1 protein-coding gene is annotated in these 408 nt (G+C 47.1%); it reads right to left on the bottom strand.

The window, feature by feature from the left end; translation table 11 throughout:
• Positions 1–97: 97 nt before the first annotated feature.
• Positions 98–408, bottom strand: a 311-nt coding sequence (locus QEH54_RS22880; protein WP_309021055.1) for a GNAT family N-acetyltransferase, incomplete at its 5' end; no start/stop codon positions are given.

Here is a 408-nt window from a genome sequence, read left to right as displayed (position 1 = left end):
CGTTTCAGGTCAGAAACGTTGATGTTCATGTGGTGGAGCAGGCCTCTGTGTGGATTCATAAATTTGTTTTGCAGAACGTGAAAGCCATACGCGGAAGTCAGCGCGGAGCGCTGGCTGGAGTTGTATGGGCTGACTGGTTCTGCTTAATTTTCATTAGGTTTTCAACTGGGATAAACATTCCAGCTCCAAACTGGTCATTTGGTCTGGAGACAAATCCGTAGGACTCGTAGAGTGGTTCGACTCCCTTTACCGAGAACAAACCAATGAAAGCTCCTTTCTTGGCAACTCCCCGCAAGTACTCGAGGAGATCATTCATTATCAATCTGGAGAATCCATTTCCTCGATACTTCTCTTTTACGATGATGTCTTGGACGTAGAAGAAGAGGCCACCGTCGCCAACGATCCTTC

The organism is Pelagicoccus sp. SDUM812003 (assembly GCF_031127815.1).
Lineage (GTDB): Bacteria > Verrucomicrobiota > Verrucomicrobiia > Opitutales > Opitutaceae > Pelagicoccus.
Note: the sequence above shows the minus strand (reverse complement) of the source record. Positions and strands in the feature narration are given on the sequence as shown.